Source organism: Myxococcus xanthus (genome assembly GCF_006402735.1).
Lineage (GTDB): Bacteria > Myxococcota > Myxococcia > Myxococcales > Myxococcaceae > Myxococcus > Myxococcus xanthus_A.
In genome coordinates this window covers 4941742-4959733 of the sequence record NZ_CP017174.1, presented here as the reverse complement: position 1 = coordinate 4959733, position 17992 = coordinate 4941742, and the positions used below count along the sequence as shown (strand labels likewise).

Annotated in this window: 12 protein-coding genes; 9 read left to right on the top strand and 3 right to left on the bottom strand. The window is 68.2% G+C overall.

Annotation, left to right across the window (positions count from 1 at the left end; all coding sequences use genetic code 11):
- The first annotated feature begins 54 nt into the window (after nucleotides 1–54).
- The 3 genes from BHS09_RS20380 to BHS09_RS20370 all read left to right on the top strand — a co-directional run bounded on the left by BHS09_RS20380 (nucleotide 55) and on the right by BHS09_RS20370 (nucleotide 1458).
- Nucleotides 55–546, top strand: coding sequence for a DUF1772 domain-containing protein (locus BHS09_RS20380; RefSeq protein WP_140792368.1), 492 nt, complete (start codon nucleotides 55–57; stop codon nucleotides 544–546).
- Nucleotides 547–658: 112 nt separating this feature from the next.
- Nucleotides 659–1234 (top strand): hypothetical protein, encoded by a 576-nt coding sequence (locus tag BHS09_RS20375; protein WP_140792366.1) that lies wholly within the window; start codon nucleotides 659–661, stop codon nucleotides 1232–1234.
- Nucleotides 1235–1293: 59 nt separating this feature from the next.
- Complete coding sequence (locus BHS09_RS20370; RefSeq protein ID WP_011554065.1) at nucleotides 1294–1458, top strand: ribbon-helix-helix domain-containing protein; 165 nt, start codon at nucleotides 1294–1296, stop codon at nucleotides 1456–1458.
- Nucleotides 1459–1485: 27 nt separating this feature from the next.
- On the opposite strand, the gene BHS09_RS20365 is transcribed toward BHS09_RS20370, so the two are convergent.
- Nucleotides 1486–2331 carry a tRNA pseudouridine synthase A gene (locus BHS09_RS20365; protein WP_140798649.1) on the bottom strand — a complete coding sequence of 282 codons (846 nt, stop codon included), beginning with the start codon at nucleotides 2329–2331 and terminating at the stop codon, nucleotides 1486–1488.
- 44 nt (nucleotides 2332–2375) lie between these two features.
- On the opposite strand from BHS09_RS20365, the gene BHS09_RS20360 reads away from it, so the two are divergent.
- From BHS09_RS20360 to clpX, 3 genes are all read left to right on the top strand, one after another.
- A complete protein-coding gene (locus BHS09_RS20360) occupies nucleotides 2376–3305 on the top strand; it encodes an AgmX/PglI C-terminal domain-containing protein (protein ID WP_174259309.1) in 930 nt (309 codons plus the stop codon).
- 27 nt (nucleotides 3306–3332) lie between these two features.
- On the top strand, nucleotides 3333–3989 hold the full coding sequence (locus BHS09_RS20355) for a hypothetical protein (RefSeq protein ID WP_140792360.1): 657 nt from the start codon (nucleotides 3333–3335) through the stop codon (nucleotides 3987–3989).
- Nucleotides 3990–4212: 223 nt separating this feature from the next.
- The gene (clpX, locus tag BHS09_RS20350; protein ID WP_140792358.1) at nucleotides 4213–5490 is read left to right on the top strand and encodes an ATP-dependent Clp protease ATP-binding subunit ClpX; all 1278 of its coding nucleotides are present in this window, start codon (nucleotides 4213–4215) and stop codon (nucleotides 5488–5490) included.
- A 66-nt stretch (nucleotides 5491–5556) separates the two neighbouring features.
- On the opposite strand, the gene BHS09_RS20345 is transcribed toward clpX, so the two are convergent.
- Nucleotides 5557–10851, bottom strand: a complete 5295-nt coding sequence (locus BHS09_RS20345) for a trifunctional serine/threonine-protein kinase/ATP-binding protein/sensor histidine kinase (RefSeq protein ID WP_140798648.1) — start codon at nucleotides 10849–10851, stop codon at nucleotides 5557–5559.
- 220 nt (nucleotides 10852–11071) lie between these two features.
- Between BHS09_RS20345 and crtI the strand changes: the two genes are divergently transcribed.
- The 3 genes from crtI to leuS all read left to right on the top strand — a co-directional run bounded on the left by crtI (nucleotide 11072) and on the right by leuS (nucleotide 15807).
- Nucleotides 11072–12529 (top strand): phytoene desaturase family protein, encoded by a 1458-nt coding sequence (gene crtI, locus BHS09_RS20340; protein WP_335929545.1) that lies wholly within the window; start codon nucleotides 11072–11074, stop codon nucleotides 12527–12529.
- A 455-nt stretch (nucleotides 12530–12984) separates the two neighbouring features.
- Nucleotides 12985–13116, top strand: coding sequence for a hypothetical protein (locus BHS09_RS39930; protein ID WP_257792544.1), 132 nt, complete (start codon nucleotides 12985–12987; stop codon nucleotides 13114–13116).
- Nucleotides 13117–13320: 204 nt separating this feature from the next.
- Nucleotides 13321–15807 carry a leucine--tRNA ligase gene (leuS, locus tag BHS09_RS20335; RefSeq protein ID WP_140798647.1) on the top strand — a complete coding sequence of 829 codons (2487 nt, stop codon included), beginning with the start codon at nucleotides 13321–13323 and terminating at the stop codon, nucleotides 15805–15807.
- A gap of 19 nt (nucleotides 15808–15826) precedes the next feature.
- Here the strand turns inward: leuS and BHS09_RS20330 are convergent, their stop codons facing one another.
- Complete coding sequence (locus BHS09_RS20330) at nucleotides 15827–17968, bottom strand: carotenoid oxygenase family protein (RefSeq protein WP_237077269.1); 2142 nt, start codon at nucleotides 17966–17968, stop codon at nucleotides 15827–15829.
- Nucleotides 17969–17992: the final 24 nt, after the last annotated feature.

Genomic DNA, 17992 nt, shown 5'->3' with positions numbered 1-17992 from the left:
AAACGACGCAAGGGCACGAAAGACGGCCACGAGCCCGGACCGCATCCTGGCGCCATGATCAACCTGAAGCATTCCGTCGCGGCAACCGTCCTGTGGCTTTTCGTCGTCGTCCTGGGCATCGCCTTTGGCGCGGGACTCTATGAGCACCGCGTCTCGTTGCCCCGATGGCTCGACACCCTGGGCGGACACTGGTCCGCGGAGGCCGCGCGGCAGGACAACGTGGGACTCCGCTTCTGGGCCTTCGTCTCCACGGGACCGCTGACGCTGCTCACCCTGGCAAGTCTCTATTTCGCATCCCAGGCCACCGGCGCGCTGCGCGTCTGGTGGCTCGGGGCCGCGCTGGCGGCGCTGGCCGACCGGCTCCTGACCTTCTCGTACTTCATCCCCACGATGGTGCGGCTGATGGCGTCGCCCGACAACGCCGCCGCCGTGGAGACCGCAGTGACCTGGGCCTGGATGAACCACCTGCGTCATGCGCTCGTGGCGGGGGCCTGGCTCTCTTCGCTCCAGGCCCTGTCATGGCTCCGGTGGAAGGCAGGTGGGTGAACTCAGCGTCCGATTCCGTGCGTGAGCAACGCCCAGAGAAGCCACGACAGGGCAGGGGACCACGGACTGGCGCATCCCAAGCTCGGACCCTGTTAGAAACGGGATCCGCGCCATGGCCCGCGATCACTCCACATCCCCCAGAGGGGCTTCCCGCCTGACACGCCGCATCCACGGCCTGATCAGGACCTGCGCCGTGATCCTGCCCGCGGCGGCCGGCGCGGCGGAGTACGTGGACGCGCCGTACGCGGAACGACGGGCCTTCTCGCTGATCCTCGGCCCCGGCGCCTCCTACACCGAGTCCATTGATCGCTCGGAGTCCGACGCCGAGAAGGGCGGGGACGCGCACCTGGACCTCGGGGCCAGCCGGACCGTGGGCTACGACGGGGACGAGGTCTTCGTGGTGATCCGCGGCAGCCTGCGCGGCCCGGATCTATCGGTGGCCGGAGGCTTCCGGAACTTCTACGGCGATGGGTCCTGGCAGACCTTCTATGATCTGGGCCTGCTGATCAGGCCGTTTTCTGGGCCGTGGCTGGGGCCTCGCGTAGCGTTGGGCGTGCGACACACCTTCTCCGAGCGGCTCGCGGTGTTCGGGGGACTCGGGCTTTCGCTCGGGTTTGGCGCGGGCCTGCGCGGAGACGCCGAAGCCTTCACCGGGGTTCAGTGGATCTTCCCGGTCGGATCGAAGTGAATTTCTTGCGATCAGACCGACCTGTGAGAATGTGTGCGCATCTGTAGGAGGTCGCGCACATGGACATGAATCCCCGCCTTACCTCAGTGGTCTTCCGGCTCAACCGCGAGAAGCTCGACGCCCTCAAGGACCTGTCGCGCACCACGCGCATCCGTCAGAGCGAGTACCTCCGCGAGGCCATCTCGGATCTGCTGGCGAAGTACGAAGAGCGGCTCGTCGACTGATGGCGGCCGTCCGGGCCCCACCGCGCGTCACCCGATGTGGAAGGGTGGCTCCAGCGGAAGCCCCGGGGGATGGAGACGCTCCCCGGCGGTGAAGGGGTCCACTCCGGGAGGGTAGCGAACCTCCCAGAGCACGAGGCCGTGAGCGGGCGCCTTGAAGCCCTCCATGGCCTGTCCCGTCTCGAGCGCCGCGAGCCACGCCTCTTCCGGCAGCAGCCCCGCGGCCACCTTCAACGCGCTCCCCATCAAGTAGCGGATCTGGTAGCGCGCGAAGCCGTCCCCGCGCAGCCGAGCCTCGTAGAGCCCACCGCCCAACTCGTGCAGGGTGGCGGACTCCAGCGTGCGCGGCTTGCGTGGACTGGACTTCTCATGGAACGCGATGAAGTCCCGCGTCCCTTCCGCCGAACGCAGCAGCGCTCCCAACCGCTCCGGCGTCACCGCCGTGGCCTGGAACAGCGGCTCCGCGGACACGTCCAACGCATATGGCGCCCAGTCGGGCGTCACGGCCCCACCCAGCTGGAACCGGTAGCGGTACTCCTTGCCGCTCGCGCTCCACTGCGCATGAAAGGACGTGGGCCGGCGCACCCCGCACAGGCCCAGGCCCGGTGGCAACCAGGGCGGGAGCCGCTTCTCCAAGGACTCCGCCGAGTCACCCGCTTCCAGCCGGACGCTCACCACCTGCATCCGGGCGTGGACGCCCCGGTCCGTGCGCCCCGAAGGCATCAGGGTCGCCGGCACCCCCACGGACCGCAGCGCCTCTTCCAGGGCTGACTGGACGGTGGGGCCCTCAGGTTGGCGCTGGAAGCCGCGGAAGATTCCGCCGCGGTACCAGATCCACAGTGCGACGGGAATCCGCTTGGAGGTAGAGGGGAGCACGCCGTTGCTTGGGTGTGGGGAACCACGGGATACTCGCGCGCGAAATGGCGGCTGGACAAGACCTTGCGGCGGACGTGGACGGACTCTGGCTCTTCAAGCACGGGGACCTCGTCCTGGGGCCCGTCAGTGGTGCTCAAATCGTGGAGAAGCTCACCTCGGGTGAGCTGACGCTGGACACCCTGGTGGCGCCCGCTGGAGAGCGGGACTTCCACCGCATGTCCGATGTGGACGCCTTCCGCGTGCACGTGGCCCGGGCGGAGGCGCGCGCCCGCGTGGATGCCGCCGTCGTCGTGGAGCGGGCGAAGTCCGCGAAGCGCCTCAAGATTCTCGGCGGCGCCGCGGCGGCGGGCGTGGTGGTGCTGGGCATCGTCGGCATCCAGGTGGCGCGCAACGCCGCCGTCCACGGCTGGTTCGGTGGCGGCGAGGTCCAGACGGACGACTTCGAGATGGGCGAAATCACCATCCGCGTGGCCCAGGCCCGGGTGGATGACGAGGAGCTCTTCGAGTACCCCGGCAATGGGGCACGCCGTCCGGGCTCGGGCGAGCCGGGCGTGAAGCCCGCCACTGGCAGCAGCGGTCCGGGCAAGGTGGCCATGGCCTCCACCACTCGGGCGCCGGCGGACCGGAAGCCCCGCCCCCAGGGAAGCGTGACCACCGACCCGGAGGGCATGGAGATGACGCAGCAGTTCGACCAGTCCGCCATCAACCGGGTGGTGGCCAGCAACAAGTCCACGCTCTTCCGCTGCTTCAAGGAAGAGGCGGAGCGCACCCCCGGCATCTACGCCAAGGTCCCCATGGAGTTCGTCATCGGGAACGACGGCCGCGTCAGCAAGCTTTGGGTGGACAACCCCCAGTTCAAGAAGGGTCCACTCTACGAGTGCCTGCTGGCGGAGATGCAGAAGTGGCCGTTCCGCGCCTACGAAGGCGAGCGAGCCACGGTGGGCCTGTCGTTCACCATCGGCAAGCGGGGGTAGGGTCACTTTCTTGCCGGCACCCCGGGCATGCCCGATACCGTGGGCATGTCCGCCGCATCCGTTGCAGAGACCGAAATTGCGAAGAAGGCGCTGAGCGTCCCGCCGGGAACCTTCCGTCACACCGTGCTGACGGCCGCCAAGCGCTTCAAGTCCACCTGGGCCGAGCTGGGCAAGCTCCTGGTCCAGGTCCGGGACGAGGCCAAGTTCGAGGAGTGGGGCTACCCCTCCTTCGAGGCCTATTGCCTCAAGGAACTGCACATCAAGAAGCAGACCGCCTTGAAGCTCACCCGCTCGTTCAGCTTCCTGACCAAGCACGAGCCCGAGGAGGAGCTTACCGCACAGGAGTTCCCCCAGCGCGCACCCGCCTTCGAGGTCATCGAAGTCCTCGCGGACGCGGAAGAGCGGGGCCAGCTGTCGCCCACTGAATACAAGTCCCTGCGCGACAGCATCTGGAGCCCGGAGAAGAACCCGGCCGAGCTGAAGAAGGAGTTCGCCGAGCGCTTCCCCCGTCCCCCGCCGGAGCCGCCTCCGGAGAGCGCCCAGGTGCGGAAGCTGGCACAGATGGCCCGCAAGCTCGCGAGCGAGCTGTCGGGGAGTCGTCGGATTCCGAACGCCGTCGCCGAGCGGGCAGCCGCCCTGGCTGAAGACCTCGAGGACATCGCCTCGGGCGTGACGGACGCCTGAGCCGCTGTTACTGAACGCTGACCCGTCGCCGGGGCTGTGCGCTCGGCAACGGGCCTGTACCGCCGGGCTTCCTGCCCGAAGGGGAGGGCCCTATAGTGGTTCAGGGCCGCGTGGAAGGTGGGCCTGACGGCTGTTCGAGACGTGGGCAGCCCGTGCGGGTAGGGGAGCGGTGGACGGCGAAGGAGGCTCCGGGTGTCCGGAGCCGGCGAACTCGGAGGCGGCAGTGAAGAAGGAGCACCACGTCAACCTGTCTTGTTCGTTCTGCGGCAAGTCGCAGCGCGAGGTCCGCAAGCTCATCGCGGGCCCGACGGTCTACATCTGCGACGAATGCATCAAGCTGTGTAACGACATCATCGCGGACGAGAACGAGCGCGAGGAGGGCAAGCCCCAGGTCAGCTTGCCGACGCCGGCGGAGATCAAGGCGTTCCTCGACGACTACGTCATCGGACAGGACCAGGCGAAGAAGGTCCTCGCGGTGGCGGTGTACAACCACTACAAGCGCATCTATCAAAAGAAGCCGACCTCTCGGCCGCGTCCGGGCGTGAAGGGCCCCACCGGCGAGGAAGTGGAGCTGAGCAAGAGCAACATCCTGCTCATCGGTCCCACGGGAAGTGGCAAGACGCTGCTGGCCCAGTCGCTGGCGCGCTTCCTCAACGTGCCCTTCACCATCGCCGACGCCACCAGCCTCACCGAGGCCGGCTACGTGGGCGAGGACGTGGAGAACATCATCCAGAACCTCCTCCACAACGCCGACTACGACGTGGAGAAGGCTTCGCGCGGCATCGTCTACATCGACGAGATCGACAAGATCGCCCGTAAGGGTGACATGCCCAGCGCCACCCGCGACGTGGGCGGCGAGGGCGTGCAGCAGGCACTGCTGAAGATCATCGAAGGCACCCGGGCCAACGTCACGCCGCGCGGCGGGAAGAAGTACAACCAGCAGGAGTACGTTCAGGTCGACACGACGAACATCCTGTTCATCTGCGGCGGCGCCTTCCACGGCATCGACGGCGTCATCAAGCGCCGCGTGGGCGAGAAGGGCCTCGGCTTCGGCGCGAAGATCACCCACCGCGAGGAGCGGAGCGTGGGTGAGCTGCTGGCGCTGACCGAGCCGGAAGACCTCATGCGCTTCGGCATGATTCCGGAGTTCATCGGCCGCCTGCCGATGATCGCCACGCTGAACGACCTGAAGGAAGAGGACCTGGTCATCATCCTCTCCCAGCCGAAGAACGCCCTGGTGAAGCAGTACCAGAAGCTCTTCGAGTTTGAGAAGGTGAAGCTGACCTTCACGAAAGAGGCGCTGCGCGCCATCGCCCGCGAGGCGATGCGCCGTCACTCCGGAGCGCGCGGCCTTCGCGCCATCCTGGAGGATGCCATGCTGGAAATCATGTACGACGTGCCGTTCCGCGAGGGCGTCAAGGAGTGCAAGATCACCGAGCAGGTCATCACCAAGCACGAGGCGCCCCAGCTCGTCATGGAGAAGGAGAAGAAGACGGCCTAGCGGCGTCTTGCTTCTCCAGGTGTCCCAAGGCCCTGCTTCCCTCACGGGAGGCGGGGCCTTCGCATTTCAGGGCGCGGGCAGGGTGATGATGAACTCGGCCCCGGCGCCGGGCGCGCTCTCCACGCGGATGTCGCCCTGGTGCTCCTGGACGATGTCGTGGCACAGCGAGAGCCCCAGCCCCGTGCCCACGCCCGCGGGCTTGGTGGTGAAGAAGGGGTCGAAGAGCTTCTCGCGGAGGTCCTCGGGGATGCCTGGCCCGTTGTCGCGGATGCGCAGCTCCACCTTGGTTCCGACGCGGTGGGTGCTCAGGTGCACCTGGGGCGTGAAGCCCTCGCCGGCCTGATGCTGATGTTGCGCCGCGGCGTAGAAGGCGTTGTCGAGGATGTTGGTGAGCATCCGGCTGATGTCGCTGGCCACCAGCTCCACGATGCCCACGGTGGGGTCCAACGTGGTCTCCATCTTCACGCTGGCGCCGCCCGGACGGCTGCGCAGGCCCTGCACGGCCAGATTGACGCTGTCGCGCACCAGCTGGTTGAGGTCCGACTTGGAGCGGGTGCCCTCAGACTTGCGCGAGTGCCGGAGCATCGTCTTGATGATGTCCGAGGCGCGCTTGCCATGGCTGTGGATGCGCTGGGCGTTCTGCTTCAAGTCCTGGAGCGTCTCCAGCACGTCCTCGCGGGCCTCGCTGTCGAGCCGGTCCGCGATGCCCTTCAACGTCTCCTCCAACTCGCCGGCCAGCCGCGAGGACAGGTTCGAGAAGTTGTTCACGAAGTTGAGCGGGTTCTGGAGCTCGTGGGCGATGCCCGCGGTGAGCGCGCCCAGGGACGCGAGCTTCTCCTGCGCCACGAGCTGGCGCTGCATCTCCTGAAGCCGGGTGAGCGTGTCCGCCAGCTCGGCGTTCTTGTGCTGGATTTCGGCCGTGCGCTCCTCCACGCGGCGCTCCAGCGTCCGGCTGTACTCCTCCAGGCTGGCGTAGAGGTCGGCGTTCTCCAGGGAGATGGCCGCCTGGAACGACAACAGGCGCAGCACCTCCAGCCGCTCCGGGGTGAAGACGCCTCGCGTGGCGTCGTTCTCCAGGTAGAGCACGCCCGTGAGCGAGCCCTGCTTCAACAGGGGGCTGCACAGCAGTGACTTGGGCTGGGCGCTGCGGACGTAGGGGTCCTCGGAGAAGGGTTCTTCCGCCGAGGCGTCGTGGAGGAGCACCGTCTCTCCGGTGCGCACCACGTAGTGGATGATGGAGGTCGGCAGCGACGCGGAGGACTCCATGGGAATGGGCGCCTCGAGCACCACGCCATCGCCGTCCACGGAGCCTTCCGCCGCGATGACCAGGCCCTCGGTCCGCTTCAGCAGCAGCAGGCCCCGCCGCGCGCCCGCGTTCTCGATGACCAGCGTCATCAGCTTGCGCAGCAGCTTGCCCAGGACGATTTCGCCGGACAGTGCGCGCGCCGTCTTGATGACGGACGCCAGGTCCAGCGCGGCCAGTGACGCTTCGGTGGGGGCATCCGTGCGCGTATGCGTGGGGGCGGACGGCAAGAGCCGCGGGTGCTCCCGCTCCAGTCGAGCCGCGACGGCGCGGGCCCCCCAACGCAGGTAGGCGGCGCGGGCTTCTTCCAGGTAGGTGCGGGCCACGCGCTCGCGGGCTTGCGTCAGGTGGAACCGTGCAGCGGCCTCGCAGGCCACGCCTTCGTCGAGCGACAGGCCGTACTGGCGCGCCAGCCGGATGGCCCGGTCATATGCATCCGCGGCCAAGTCCCCCTCTCCGTCCAGGCGGGCCCGCTCCGCGTCCAGCAGCTCCGCGCGGGCGCCGTAGTTCATGGGGGCGATGCGGGCCCAGCCGCGCATGGACTTGCGGATGGCGTCGATGGCCCGTGACGAGCGAATCCGGTCCAGCGGCCCCAATGTCGGGTGGACCGCCATGAGCGCCAGGCCTTGGAAGAACTTGTACCAGGGCAGGTAGATCTGCCCGGCGATGAGCTCCACCTGGGCGTCCACCGCCGCGGCGCTCTCCAGCGCACCGCGAGCATCGCCCCACAGCCAGCGGCGCAAGGTGCGCAGCACGTCACAGGTGGCGATGCCGTTGCCGTAGTCGAGCTGACGGTACGGCGCGACCAGCTCCTCCTCGCGAGCCTCCACGTTGCCGGTGAAGGCCCCCGTGAGGGAGTCGAGCGTGTGGCGCATGTACTCGGTGAAGAGCACGTTCTTGTGGCGGTGGGTGGCCAGGATGTCCCGGTACCGGTCCATGCGCGGGCCACCGTCGGCCAATCCGTCCCGGGCGATGAGGGCGGTGGCACAGCCCGCGCTGGACGCATAGCCGAGGTACTCGATGTCGCCCGTCTCCTGGCCCTTCTGCGCGGCGGCGAGGAAGTCGTCGACGCAGGCGGACAGCGGCTCCTTCCAGTGCCGGATGAAGAGGTTGAAGACGAAGGTCACCATGGCCCGCAGGCTCTCCGCCTGGAAGCGGTCCAGCGTCTTCAGCGCCAGCCGTCCGTAGCGGAAGCCCTCCTCGGGGTTGCCCAGGTGCACGCTCAGCATCAGCCCGTAGCCCACGTAGCCGAACGCGGCCACGCCCGTGGCGCCGTGGCGGATTGTGAGCTGGAGCACGCGGAGCACCACCAGCGGAAAGAGCAGCGGGCGGGCCATGAAGGCCAGCGAGGACAGCTTCACCAGCAGCCGCAGCGTGGCGAGCAGGAGCGGGTCGGTGCACTCGGGGAGGGCCGCCAGGTCCTCGGGCTTGCGCAGGCTCAGGCGCATCTTCGTCTTCGCCACCGCGGCCAGGACGTGAGGCTGCTTCGGATTCGCGGGCAGGGGCTGACCCAGCTTGCGCAACACCTCCAGGCCCAGGTCCACGCCGCGTGAGTGCTCACCCCGGTGCGCGAGGCATTGGAGCCGGACCTCCTGCACCCGGACCTCCTCCGCGCCGTCCACCGCATGGGCCAGCGCCGCTGCCGCCAGCCGCTCCATCAGGTCGAAGTCCGCGGCGAGGTACGCCGCTTCCGCCGCGTCGACGTGCAGGTCGAAGGTGAGCCGCCGGTCCTTCCGCCAGCCGTCCTCGCCGAGTAGCGACAGGCCTGTGCTCAGCAGGCGCAGGGCCGCGGACCAGGCGCCTCGGGACTTGGCGCTGCGGCCAGCGCGCAGGTCCAGCTCCGCCACGCGGTGACGCTCCTGCTCGTCGTGGAGCACGGGCAACGCCAGGTGGAAGTGGCTGACGAGCTCCGGGAGTCCTTCGTCGAGTCGCTCCGGGGGCGTGTGCCGCAGGAGCAGCCGGCCGATGCGGGCATGGATCTCCGGGTGCACGTCCGCGGGAATCAGCTCGAGCGCGGCCTGCTGCACGCGGTCATGTGTGAATTGATACGCGCCCCCAGCGTCGAGGTCGGCTTCGTCGATGGGTACCACCAGCCCCGCCTGGAGCACTTCACCGAGCCCCTTCTCGGCCTCCTCATCCGTGCGCTCCAGGACGATGGCCAGGCCGCGCAGGTCGAACGTGTGGCCCAGCGCCGCGGCCATGGGCAGCAGCGCCTGCGCGGAAGAGCTCAGCTCGCGGATGCGGGAGGTGAGCAGCGCCACCACGCCGTCACTGAAGTCCTGTCCGCGCAGCGCGCTGGCATCCCACCGGAAGCCACCGCCGTCCGCGTCGAAGCGCACCAGCCCGCGTTCGTAGAAGGTGCGCAGCAACTGCACCGCGTGGAACGGGTTGCCTTCCGTCAGCGACAGCACCAGGTCGTCGAGCTGCGCGTCGGGTTGGCCCTCGGCGGGAGGGAACACGTCCGCGACCAGCCTCGTCACGTCCTCGGGCGACAGCGGCGCCAGGTCGATGCGGTGGACCGGCGTGCCGTGGTCCTGTAGTGCGCGGGCAAGGGACTCCACGGGATGGTCGGGGCCCAGCTCTTCCGAGCGGCAACCCGCGACCACGAGCAGATGTTCGATGTCCCGGTCCGTCAGAAGCAGCCGCAACAGCTGGAGGCTGGTGCTGTCCGCCCAGTGGAGGTCGTCCAGGACGAGCACCAGGGGATGCTCCCGCGTGGCGAGCGCGGCCACCAGCTTGCGCAGGACCAGTTGGAAGCGCAGCTCCGACTCCGCGGGCCCCAGCTCCGGGACGGGAGGCTGGTCGCCAAGCACCAGCGCCATGCGAGGCACCGCGTCCACCACCAGCCGGCCCATGCCGCCCACGGCTTCGAGGAGGCGGTGTTGCCAGGCAGCCAGCTCCTGCTCCTGTCCGCCCAGGAGTCCGCGAGCCACTTCGCGGAAGGCCTCGAAGATGCCGCTGTAGGGGGTGTCGCGGAGAAGCTGGTCGTACTTTCCTCGGGCGAAGTGACCCTGGCGCTCCGCGACGGGCCGCTTGAGCACCCCGGTGAGGGCCGATTTGCCCATGCCCGCTGCGCCAGAGACGAGCACGAAGGCGGAGCGGCCCGAGGCGGCGCGCTCGAAGGCCTCGCTCAGGGCCGCCTGTGGGTGCTCGCGGCCGTAGAGCTTCTCGGGGACGGCGAAGCGCTCGGGGACGTCCTTGGCGCCCAGCATGAAGGCGGCGACCGGGCCGGGGCCCTCGAGGGCACCCAGGCAGCGCTGGAGGTCCGCCACGAGCCCGTAGGCGCTCTGGTAGCGGTCCTCGGGGGACTTGGCGAGCAGCTTGAGCGTGATGTCGGACAGGGGCTGGGGCAGCTCGGGTTCGACACTGACGGGCGGAGGCGGGGGCAGGGCGACGTGTGCGTGGATGAGGCCCAGCGCATCCGTGTCCGCGAAGGGGCGGCGCCCGGTGAGCAGCTCGTAGAGCACCACGCCCATGGAATAGAAATCAGCCCGCGAATCCACGCTGCGGTGGGTGCGCCCGGTGCCTTCGGGGGAGAGGTATTCGAGGCTGCCCTCCAACCGTTCGGGGGCGAGCGGAGCGACCTCGGCACGAGGTCTGCGCGTGGCGAGGGTGAAGCCGGTGAGCTTCACGGACTCGCCATCCGTGCCCACGAGGATGCTGCTGGGGTTCAGGTCCCGGTGGAGGATGCCCTGCTCGTGGATGGCACCCAGGGCGCGCGCCAACGACAGCGCGATGCGGCATGCGGCGCGCGGTTCCACGCGCCCGTGTGACAGGCGTTGGGTCAGCGTCGCATCACCGAAGCCTTCCAGGATGAGCACAGGTGCTCCGTCCCGCGCTTCGGCCCACGCCAGGGGCCGCAGGACGCCGTCGAGACTCAGGGCGTTCGTCAGCTCCCACTCATGGCGAAGCCGCGTGGTGGCGGAGGGGAGCCGCGCAGCGTCGGGGACCTTGAGGATGACCGAAGCGCCGTCTTCCTCGCGTGTAGCGCGCAAGAGCTGGAAGGCGCCTGCGGTAGTGACCTCTCTGCCGATGCGGTAGCCGGGCACATCCATCATTGCTTCCACCCGTGCGCGAAGGAGCGCACTCCCCGTTGAGGCGGGGAGGGTAGCCCTGGCACTGGGGGCTCGCAACAGAGCGCGGGCGAGGTGAGGACGGAAGCCTGCCCGCAGGCCGGAGTGGAGTGGGCCTCGAGGGTGTGCGATGGATCGAGTCACCGTGCTGAGACCCTCTGGGATGGCTGGCCTGGCTGCACGAAGCGGTGGACGACGCGCAATCGTGATTGGCAGTGGTTTCGGCGGATTGGCCGCGGCCATCCGGCTGGCGGCGCGTGGGTGGCGCGTCACGGTGCTTGAGCGGATGGACAGCCCGGGCGGGCGGGCGAACGCCTTCCAGCAGGACGGCTTCACGTTCGACGCGGGCCCCACGGTGATCACGTGTCCGCACCTGCTGGAAGAGCTGTGGGTGCTGGCGGGGCAACGCATGGCGGACCACGTGGAGCTGCGGCCCGTGGCGCCGCTGTACCGGATGCGGTTCCCGGATGGCTCCACGTTCGACTACCACTCGGACCGCGAGGCGATGCGCGAGTCCGTGCGGCGGCTGTCTCCCCGGGATGAGGCGGGATTCCTGGCTCTGTGCGCCCGCGTGGAGCGGATGTACGAGGCGGGCATTGGGCCTCTGATGAGCACGCCGGTGCCGGACGTGCTGAGTCTGGCGCCGTTCACCCCCGCGCTGGTGCGGGACGAGGCGTTCCGGTCCATGTTCGGCCTGGTGTCGAAGCACATCCGGGACGAGCGGCTGCAGCAGGCGTTGAGCTTCCATCCGCTGCTGATTGGCGGCAGCCCCTTCGAGACCGCGAGCGCGGTGTACACGTCGATTCAATTCGTGGAGCGGCGTTGGGGTGCGTTCTTCCCGGTGGGCGGCACCGGGGCGCTGGTTCGTGGCCTGGTGGAACTGCTGGAGGCCCTGGGCGGCGAGGTCCGCTACGGCAGTGAGGTGACGGAGATTTCGTTGGAAGGGCGGAAGGCGACGGGTGTGAGGCTCGGGGACGGTACGGGACTGGCGGCGGACGTGGTCGTGTCGAACGCGGACGCGGCGTGGACGTATCGGTACCTGTTGCCGGGGCATGTCCGGAAGCACTGGACGGACGAGCGCATCAGCCGGGCGCGGTACTCGATGAGCGCGTTCCTCTGGTACTTCGGGACACGGCGTCAGTACCCGGAGGTCGCCCACCACACGCTGCTGTTCGGCAAGGACTTCCGGGGGATGTTCTCGGGGCTGGAGGGGCCTGGACATCCGTCGGCGGACCCGTTGCTGTATTTGCACAGGCCCACGGCGACGGACGCGGCGCTAGCTCCGGCTGGGCACGATGCCTTCTATGTGCTGGCGCCGGTGCCACATCTGGGGACGGGCTCGGAGTGGAAGCACAGGGCCGGGGCCTTTCGACGCGAGCTGGAGGAGCGCCTTTCGCGGACCGTGTTGCCGGGGCTGGAGGGGGAGTTGGTGACTTCGCGGATGGTTACACCAGAGTACTTCCGTGACGAACTGCGGTCATTCAAGGGGGCCGCGTTCAGCTTCGCGCCGACGTTGCTGCAGACGACGTTCCTCAGGGCGCAGGCCCGGAGTGAGGACGTGGATCGCCTCTACATGGTCGGAGCGGGCACGCACCCCGGCGCTGGGCTTCCCGCTGTGCTGTGCTCCGCCAAGATCGTGGACACCGTGATTCCACTTGCTTAGCGTATTTTTCGCGGAACACTGGACCTGATGACGCATTGAGGCGCGACAGGAGGGTCTTGGCGGGTTTTGTCTTGTGATAGGATTTCCGCGCAGTCCCGTTGAGAGGATTTATCATGCGCAAGGGAATCCAGAAGTGGGTCTTTGTCGTGGGCATTATGTTTGGAAGCGTAATGGGCACGGTCCGTCCGCCGGAGGCCCAAGCCAGCGGGGATTGGTGTCAAAACCAGTGCGCCGATGAGAGCTGTACATGTTTCTATCAGTGCGTCCAGTTGGGCCCTCACTGCATCTGTGAGGAGTTCCCTGTTTGCTACTGATGCACGAGGCGTTCTCGCGCGGTCGGACTTGAAGAAGGGCCGTCAGGCCGCGGGGGTGAGCGCGAGCGGGTGTGACCGGGTCCGCACACCTCCCCGGACGGTCTCCAGATGTACGCTTCCCTGGTGGGAGGGATGGGGTCGGTGAGCCCCATCCCTCCCATGTCCCGCGTCGCGGCCAGAGAGGAGCAGGGCGTGAAGGAGACGAGCATGGGGGGACTGGTCGCTCAATTCCAAGGCCAGTTCCAGTTCAATGGGTTCGCGCTGCCTCTGTGAACCTGTCCCTTCAATCAATTGCTACCGGAGGAGAACGCATCAGGCTTGGAGCGCTCCTCCAACAGGTCTCCCATTGCTAACATCGCCTTCGGTGTCATGTAGCGCGGGGATTACGATTGAACCGGTGATGGGCGGAGCGGACCACCCGAAGAGCCGCTCTGCCGTCTGCTGACTGGGCATGCCCGTTGTGGTAACTGGCGCGCCATGTCCACAGAACGGCCGAAGTACGACCCGGCGAACATCGAACCTCTCTGGCAGGCCCGTTGGGAAGAACAGCGCCTCTTCGAGGCGCGCAGGCACCCCGGCAAGCCGAAGGCATACATCCTCGACATGTTCCCTTATCCCTCGGGGGCCGGGTTGCACGTCGGGCACCCGGAGGGCTACACGGCCACGGACATCGTCTCGCGGTACTTGCGGATGCGGGGCTATGATGTCCTTCATCCCATGGGATGGGATGCGTTCGGCCTGCCCGCGGAGCAGCACGCGCTCGAAACGGGAACCCACCCGGCCGAGACCACCGCGAAGAACGTCGCGACGTTCAAGCGGCAGCTCAAGTCTCTCGGGTTCTCGTACGACTGGTCTCGCGAGCTCTCCACGACGGACCCGGAGTACGTGCGTTGGACGCAGTGGCTCTTCCTCAAGCTCTTCGAGCGCGGTCTTGCCTATCAGGCCGAGCTCCCGGTGAACTGGTGCGCGGCGCTCGGAACGGTGCTCGCCAACGAGGAGGTCATTGACGGGAAGAGCGAGCGGGGCAGTCACCCGGTTGTGCGGCTGCCGCTGCGGCAGTGGACGCTTCGCATCACGGCGTACGCCGATCGGCTCGCCCAGGACCTCGCGGGGCTGGATTGGCCCGAGACGCGGGAGAAGCAGCTCCACTGGATTGGGCGCAGCGAGGGCGCTGAGGTCGATTTCGCCATCGAGGGCAGCGCGGACCGCCTCCGCATCTTCACCACCCGTCCGGACACCCTCTTCGGCGCGACGTACATGGTCGTCGCACCCGAGCACCCGCTGCTGGAGCGGTTCGCCACGGCGGAGAAGCGCGCCGAGATTCTGGCCTACCGAGAGGAGTCCGCGAGCCGAAGCGAGTTGGACCGCACCGCGCTCACGAAAGCCAAGACCGGCGTGTTCACCGGCTCCTACGCGCTGCACCCGCTCACGGGAGCGCGCCTCCCCATTTGGGTCGCGGACTTCGTGCTCGGCTCTTATGGGACGGGCGCCATCATGGGCGTGCCCGGCCACGACGCGCGTGACTTCGAGTTCGCGCGTGCCTTCGGCTTGCCTGTCGTCGAGGTGGTTTCGCTCGACGGCGCCCTGAGCGAGACCGGCACGTGGACCGAGGCCTTCGTGGGGGAGGGCGTCGCGGTGCGCTCGAGCTTCCTCGATGGGCTGCGGACGCCCGAGGCCAAGGCGGCCATGCTCGCCCACCTCGAGCGTGAGGGCCTGGGCGCACGGCGTGTCCAGTACCGCTTGCGGGATTGGGTGTTCTCGCGCCAGCGCTATTGGGGGGAGCCTATCCCCATCTATTTCCCGGTCGAGCTCGCGGAGGGCTCAACGGACCCGCGTGTGCATCCCCACACCATTCGCTACGACCAGCCTCTGCCCGTGCCAGAGGACCAGTTGCCGGTGCGACTCCCCGAGCTCGAGGACTTCAAGCCCAGCGAGGATCCTGCGGGCCCGCTGGCCCGCGCCTTGGATTGGCGTTTCTTCCAGCGGGACGGAAAGTGGTATGCGCGAGAGACCAACACGATGCCCCAATGGGCGGGCTCGTGCTGGTACTACCTGCGCTTCATCGACCCGGAGAACACCCAGGCCGTCTTCTCGCAGCAGGCCTACGACGCCTGGATGCCAGTGGACCTGTATGTCGGCGGTTCGGAGCACGCGGTGCTACACCTGCTCTACGCCCGGTTCTGGCACAAGGTGCTGTTCGACTGCGGCCTCGTTACGCACGCAGAGCCGTTCAAGAAGCTCGTCCACCAGGGAATGATCCTCGGTGAGAACAACGAGAAGATGTCCAAGTCGCGCGGCAACGTGGTGAACCCAGACGACATCGTCCGGCAGTTCGGTGCGGACGCCCTGCGCATGTACGAAATGTTCATGGGCCCGCTGGAGGCGGTGAAGCCGTGGCAGACCAACGGCGTCATCGGCGTGCGGCGATTCCTCGACCGCGTGTGGAATACGCTCGCGTTCGTGGCGGAGGACGAGGGCGGTGCGCCGGCGGCGCTGACCGAGGACGCGCTGCGGCTCCTGCACAAGACGGTGAGGAAGGTGGGGGAGGACATCGAAGCGCTGCGCTTCAACACCGCCGTGAGCGCGATGATGATTCTCGCCAACGCGCTGGCCGAGCTCCCGCGTGTGCCGCTCGATGCAGCCAGGGTCTTCGCGCGAATTCTCTCCCCATTCGCGCCGCACCTCGCGGAGGAGCTCTGGCACCGCTGGGGCGCAAGCGAGTCCATTTCCCTCCAGCCGTGGCCTGAATACGACCCCGCATTGACCGTGGACGAGCTGGTCGAAATGGCCATCCAGGTCAACGGCAAGGTCCGGGGGAAGCTGCGCCTGAAGCGAGACGCCACGGAGGCGGAGGCGCGTGACGCCGTCCACCAAGAGCCGGATCTCATCCCGCATCTCGCTGGAAAGACCGAGCGCCGATTCGTCTACGTGCCAGGGCGAATCATCAACATTGTCGTTGGCTGAGGCGCTGCGGCGAACGCAGTCACCTGCGCGGGAAGTGCGGATACACGTCCTCCTGGAGCACCTGACGCAGCTTCGGGAAGTTCAACGCCCACTTCACGCCCAGGCGCCACGGGGCGAACAGCACCCGAGGCACCCGTGGAAGCAGCGTCTGGGGCCACTCCAGGTACGTCCGTTCGATGGCGTCCATGTCCAGGTCCTGCCGCACGTCCACGCAGTAGGGGGCCACGTTGCCCGGAGGCTGGCCTTCCAGGAGGTCTGGCAGGCCCGGGGGCAGGAAGGTGGTGTGCAGCGTCATGCCCACGTCGAAGTTGCGGCTGCCCAGCCGGCAGATGGGGCCCTTGGCGATGTCCTCGGAGTCGAAGATCCAGACCTCGTCGCCCGTGGAGTTCGCCGGCAGGTCCGGCGTCGGGTCCGACACGACGAGCGCCACCACGTAGCCCTTCCAGTGTGGCACCTGGGGGAACCGGGCGCTGGGGACGAACTGCGGCGCGAAGCCGAACCAGCCGGTGGGCAGCACGTAGCCTTCGAAGCGGCCGGAGTCGACGAAGAACTTGAAGAAGCTCGCCGCGCGGCCGTCGCGGATGGGCAGCGCGGACTTGTCTCCTACGATGGGCTTGTAGAGCTGGTAGAGCGCCTCCGGGACCATGTCCGCCGTGAAGCCGTCCGAGTTGATGTAGAGCGCCAGCTCCTTCGTGGGCACCTTGCCGTTCATCACATGGCCCAGCAGCCGGAGGTGGGCCTCCAGCTCGCCATTCACCAGGCCGGCGTTGGAGAAGACCGTCAGGCCCCACGTGAAGTCGTCATGCGAATACAGATTGGACTGGATGCGCAGCCGCTTCATGTCGATGCGGTGCACCCCCATGGAGCTGCGCGTGACGGGCACCGCCGTGGGCATTCCCGCCTGCCAGTCCTGCACGCGGTTGCCATTGATGAGCAGCTCGCCCGGCTCCAGCGTATGGGACAGGTCCTCGGTAGGCGAGTGCGCGGCGACCAGGGTGATGACGTCGTCGGGGTTCTCGTAGATGGCGGCGAAGTGCAGCCCGCCGCCTCCGGCCTGGAAGCGGTGCGCGGACACGAGCGGCGGATTCTCCGGGTCCAGCGTCCCGGGTGACGTCTGGAGGTCCGCTCGCCGCACCACCCAGAACACCGCTTGCGGGGCGGCAGGGGACGCCGTCAGCCACTCCACCGCGCGCTGCACCCGCGGCAGGAAGGGCACCGCCGCCTGCGCGGCGATCTGCCAGAAGTTGATGGGGAAGTTGGCGTCCAGCAGCACCACGTAGTCCCGCGTGGCGGCGATCTGGTGCAGCGACGACGCCAACACCGGCTCGCCCGTGGCCGCGTCCATCAGCTTCCAGTGGTGCAGCCGGTTCTCTTCCGTGTCCCAGCTCACCAACTGCGTGTAACCGGGACCCAGGGGCCACTTGGGCGCGTGGTTGGTGAAGAAGAGGCGGGGCCGGTCCTTGTCGATGCGCAGGCCCATGCGCTCGGCGGGGTCGAAGGCCGGGTGGGCCGTGCTCTGCAGCAGCGGGAAGGCCCACGGCGTGGGGAGAGCGCGGTTCCACTCACGCAGGTAGCCTAGCGGTGTGTACGCCTTCAACGTCTTGGGGTGGATGGCCCACGGGCGGCCCGCGTCCGTCGTCACCAGCAGCATCCGCTCGCCCTCGACCAGGAAGGGCGCCGTGTTGGGCGTCTCCTGCGGGCCCAGCGTGAGTGACACGTCTGCCAGCGTCGTCTCGCGGAAGCGGTTGAGCAGCCGAGTCAGGGGGCCTCGCGCCGTCGCGCCCGCGTCCACCTGCTGGCGTGCGTAGTACGACGGGGTGCGCATGGTGGCGGTGGTGAACCGGGCGCCGCCCACCTGGAAGTCCAGCCGCATCACGAGCCCGTCCGAAGCCAGGGCCGGTGAGCCCGCGTGCACGCTGGGCCCCGCGACATAGACGTGACCTTGCAGGTCCTCTGGCAGCGCGCCGGCGAGCACCTGCAGCGGCTCGTTGACGTACTCCACCGGGCTGGTGGTCATCGCGTTGCGCGGCATGCCGGGCCTGAGCCCCGGTGGGACGTGCAGACCGGGGAGCGAATGGCCGTCCGGCTCACGCGAGAGGGAAGGGGCTGCTTCGGTCGCCGCGGGGGCGGGGTGCTTCAGGACGGATTCAGTCTCGGGCATGACGCCTCCGGAGGTTGGGTGAGT